This is a genomic window from Bradyrhizobium sp. MI1.11 (genome assembly GCF_055811255.1).
In genome coordinates this window covers 1-3,114 of the sequence record NZ_JBVVPM010000138.1, presented here as the reverse complement: position 1 = coordinate 3,114, position 3,114 = coordinate 1, and the positions used below count along the sequence as shown (strand labels likewise).

At 64.7% G+C, this 3,114-nt stretch carries 4 protein-coding genes; 1 reads left to right on the top strand and 3 read right to left on the bottom strand.

Features of this window, described 5'->3' with window-relative positions; genetic code table 11:
• Positions 1 to 154 precede the first annotated feature (154 nt).
• Complete coding sequence (locus tag AC0L30_RS42575; RefSeq protein WP_219682800.1) at positions 155 to 391, bottom strand: DUF1127 domain-containing protein; 237 nt, start codon at positions 389 to 391, stop codon at positions 155 to 157.
• 184 nt (positions 392 to 575) lie between these two features.
• On the opposite strand from AC0L30_RS42575, the gene AC0L30_RS42570 reads away from it, so the two are divergent.
• Positions 576 to 1,919, top strand: a complete 1,344-nt coding sequence (locus AC0L30_RS42570) for an aminotransferase-like domain-containing protein (protein ID WP_473406751.1) — start codon at positions 576 to 578, stop codon at positions 1,917 to 1,919.
• Between the two features lie 80 nt (positions 1,920 to 1,999).
• Here the strand turns inward: AC0L30_RS42570 and AC0L30_RS42565 are convergent, their stop codons facing one another.
• Both AC0L30_RS42565 and AC0L30_RS42560 read right to left on the bottom strand, forming a co-directional pair.
• On the bottom strand, positions 2,000 to 2,578 hold the full coding sequence (locus AC0L30_RS42565) for a YdcF family protein (protein ID WP_246648978.1): 579 nt from the start codon (positions 2,576 to 2,578) through the stop codon (positions 2,000 to 2,002).
• 100 nt (positions 2,579 to 2,678) lie between these two features.
• On the bottom strand, positions 2,679 to 3,114 hold a 436-nt coding region (locus AC0L30_RS42560), incomplete at its 5' end, for a hypothetical protein (protein ID WP_473406750.1).

The following is a 3,114-nucleotide window of genomic DNA, read 5'->3' as shown; positions in this document are numbered from 1 at the left end:
CGTCATTGCGAGCGCAGCGAAGCAATCCAGAGTCTTTCCGCGGAGGGATTCTGGATTGCTTAGCTGCGCTCGCAATGACGATGTCGAAGCAGGTGTGCCTGAAAACTCAGTCTGGTGCCCCGGACGCAGCGCGTCCGGGACAAGAGCGAAACGCTTACAGAAACCGCGTCAGCTCTGCTTTGGCCTGACCGTAGACCGCATCCTCGATCTGGCTGCGCGTGATCCCGATGTCGCGCAAGGCGCGGTCATCGAGGTCGTTCAGCGTCTTGACGGCGGAGCGGCGCTCCAGGGCGTCGAACAGCGCATAGGCGCCGTTGGCCAGCTTGCGGAAAAATCCGTCCGACGAGGATGATCGTAAACTCCGCCCGGCGGTCTGCGAGATCGTGGTCATTGTCCTTCTCCGGCCTGTTGTCCACGCGGCGATGCGGATGCCGTTGGCGCAAGCGCCCGAGCGCCTGCACCTCATTTGCCGTCGGATTGCTCTCGCTCTCCTGGGCTCAATCGTGAAGCTTGATGGAACTTAAATGCTCCAGTACACTACTCGGAGCAAGTGAAACATTGCTCTCGGTGCAATAATGTCCAAGTTCGAATACGTGAAGCTTGCCGATGCCATTGCTCTCGATATCTCTAACGGCACGTTAAGGCCGGGCGATCGGCTGCCGCCGCAGCGCAATTTTGCCTATGACCGTGGCATCGCGGTCTCGACCGCGAGCCGGGTTTATACGGAGTTGCTCCGCCGTGGCCTCGTCGTCGGCGAGGTCGGCCGCGGCACCTTCATCTCCGGCGACATCAGGCGCGAGGTCGAGGCGCTGAGCGAGCCGCGCGACGCGCGGATCGATTTCGAGGTCAATTACCCGCTGCTGCCGCAGCAATGGGCGATGATCGCCAAGAGCCTTGCGGGCCTCGAGCGTGTCGATGCGCTCGAATCCGCGCTGCGCGTCTCCACCAGCACCGGCACCAAGAGCGCGCGCAATGCAGCCGCCGCTTATCTCGCGCGCAAGGATTTTGCACCGCAGGCCGAGCAGATCGTCTTCACCGCCAACGGCAAGCAGTCGCTCGCGGCCGCCCTCGCAGCCCTCGTTCCCACCGGCGGCCGCTGCGGCGTCGAGGCGCTGACCTATCCGTACGTCAAGAGCATCGCCGCGCGGCTCGGCGTGACGCTGGTCCCGATTCCGATCGACGAATTTGGCGCGCGCCCCGACGCCATCCAGAAGGCGCATCGCGAGGCGCATCTGTCGGCGCTGTATCTCCAGCCCATCATCCAGAACCCGCTCGGCGTCACCATGAACGCGACACGGCGCGCCGACATCATGCGCGTCGCCGAGAAGCTCGATCTCACCATCATCGAGGACGCCGTCTATGGCTTCCTCGCCGACGACACGCCGCTGGCCGCACTCAACCCGGACCGCTGCATCGTGATCGACAGCCTGTCCAAGAAGGTCGCGCCGGGCCTTGCGCTCGGCATCCTCGTCGCGCCGCCGCGATTGCGTGAGAGCGTGATGAGCGCGGTCCGCACCGGCGGCTGGATTGCGTCCGGCCATGCGCTGGCGTCCGGGCAGCGGCTGATGGCCGACGGCACCGTCGCCGAGCTGACGCGGCTGAAACGCGTCGACGCTACGCGCCGCCAGCAAACCGCGGCAAGGCTGCTCGCCGGCTACCAGCTCGCCGCCGATCCGCGCTCCTATCATCTCTGGCTCACGCTGCCGGCACACTGGCGCTCGCAGACCTTCGTCGCCGCAGCAGCCCGGCGCGGCATTGCGCTGACACCGTCCTCGACCTTCGCGATCGCCCATGGCCACGCACCGAACGCAGTGCGGCTCGCGCTCGCCCCGCCTTCCTTCGAGCAGCTCGATTCCGGCCTGCGCACGATCGCATCGCTGCTCGGCACCAAGGAAGAGGATTTCGACTCGACGGAGTAGCTAAAGCGTTTTCGAGCGAAGTGGGTACCGGTTCGCGTCAAGAAAACACGTCAAGCAATAATCTGATGCCGCTCCCCCGTTCAGGCCTCCGGCCATTCCGCGATGAAGCCCTTCGCCTTGTAAGGCTCGATCTTGTCCCATTCATGCAGCATGCGGCGACGAAATTCGGGATCGGTGTGCCAGAGCGTCCGCGGCGTCGCAAAGCTGTCGACCGTGAGCAGCATTTTCTCGACCTCCGGCCAGTGCCGGTGCAGCGTCATTGGATAGCGCCGCGCGGTCCAGGTGTTGCCGAGGCAGATCACGGTGCGGACATTGTGCAGCCCGAGCGCCGCGTCAATGATCGGCAGCGAGAGGATCACGTTCTCGCCTGTGTTTTGGGCATGATGTTCCTCGAGAATTCGGTCAGCTGGAATGCCGGCCGCGACCATCGCCGCCTTGATGATCGTGCACTCGGATTGCTCCGAGCCCGCCGTCACGCCGCCGCTGACAATCGACCAGCGGAAATAGCCCTGGCGCCATAGTCGCCCCGCCGTATCGGCCCGCAGCGTGACGTCCTCTCGGGTGCCGAACATGAACAGGAGGTCCGCCGGCTGCAGCGGCGTATCGATCAGATGGGCGCGGTTGATCTCGGAGATCTCATCCGCCGAAGGCCTACGCATGCCGCGGTCCATGGTTGACATGGCAGCACGATGCGACACCGGGGCAACGGCGCGAAGTCACGTTTGGTTGCGGCCCATTGCACCCAAGGCAACACGGCCCTTAGGGCAGCAAAGCGCTCGGCACGCGATCGAAGCTGTAGCTCCGCGGCTGGTTACGCCGCACGAAGCCGCCGATCTGCCAAGCGAACAGCGCGGCAAAACCGATGATGAACAGCGCGCCGGCGAATTCGCTGATCGCAAGCGCCCGGACCAGGAGCGCCGTCATCGCCACTGCAAGCACCGCAAGAAAAGCCAGCATTGCCGCGTAGGTCCTGCGGCCAAGGCCGGCGGTTAACTCGGCTTGGCTGCCGGCCTGCGCCATGCGCGCATGCAACGCGACGATGAAATTGCGAAAACCATTGTCCTGCGGCGCCCAAAGCGCCCCCCGCTGCCAACAAGTGGACAGAAAACAGATGGGGCCGCCCCAGGCAAGGCTGGAATAGGCGCGCAAGCCGGGGTGGGGCCAAGAGACCGGGGGGGACCACAAACCGAGTGCA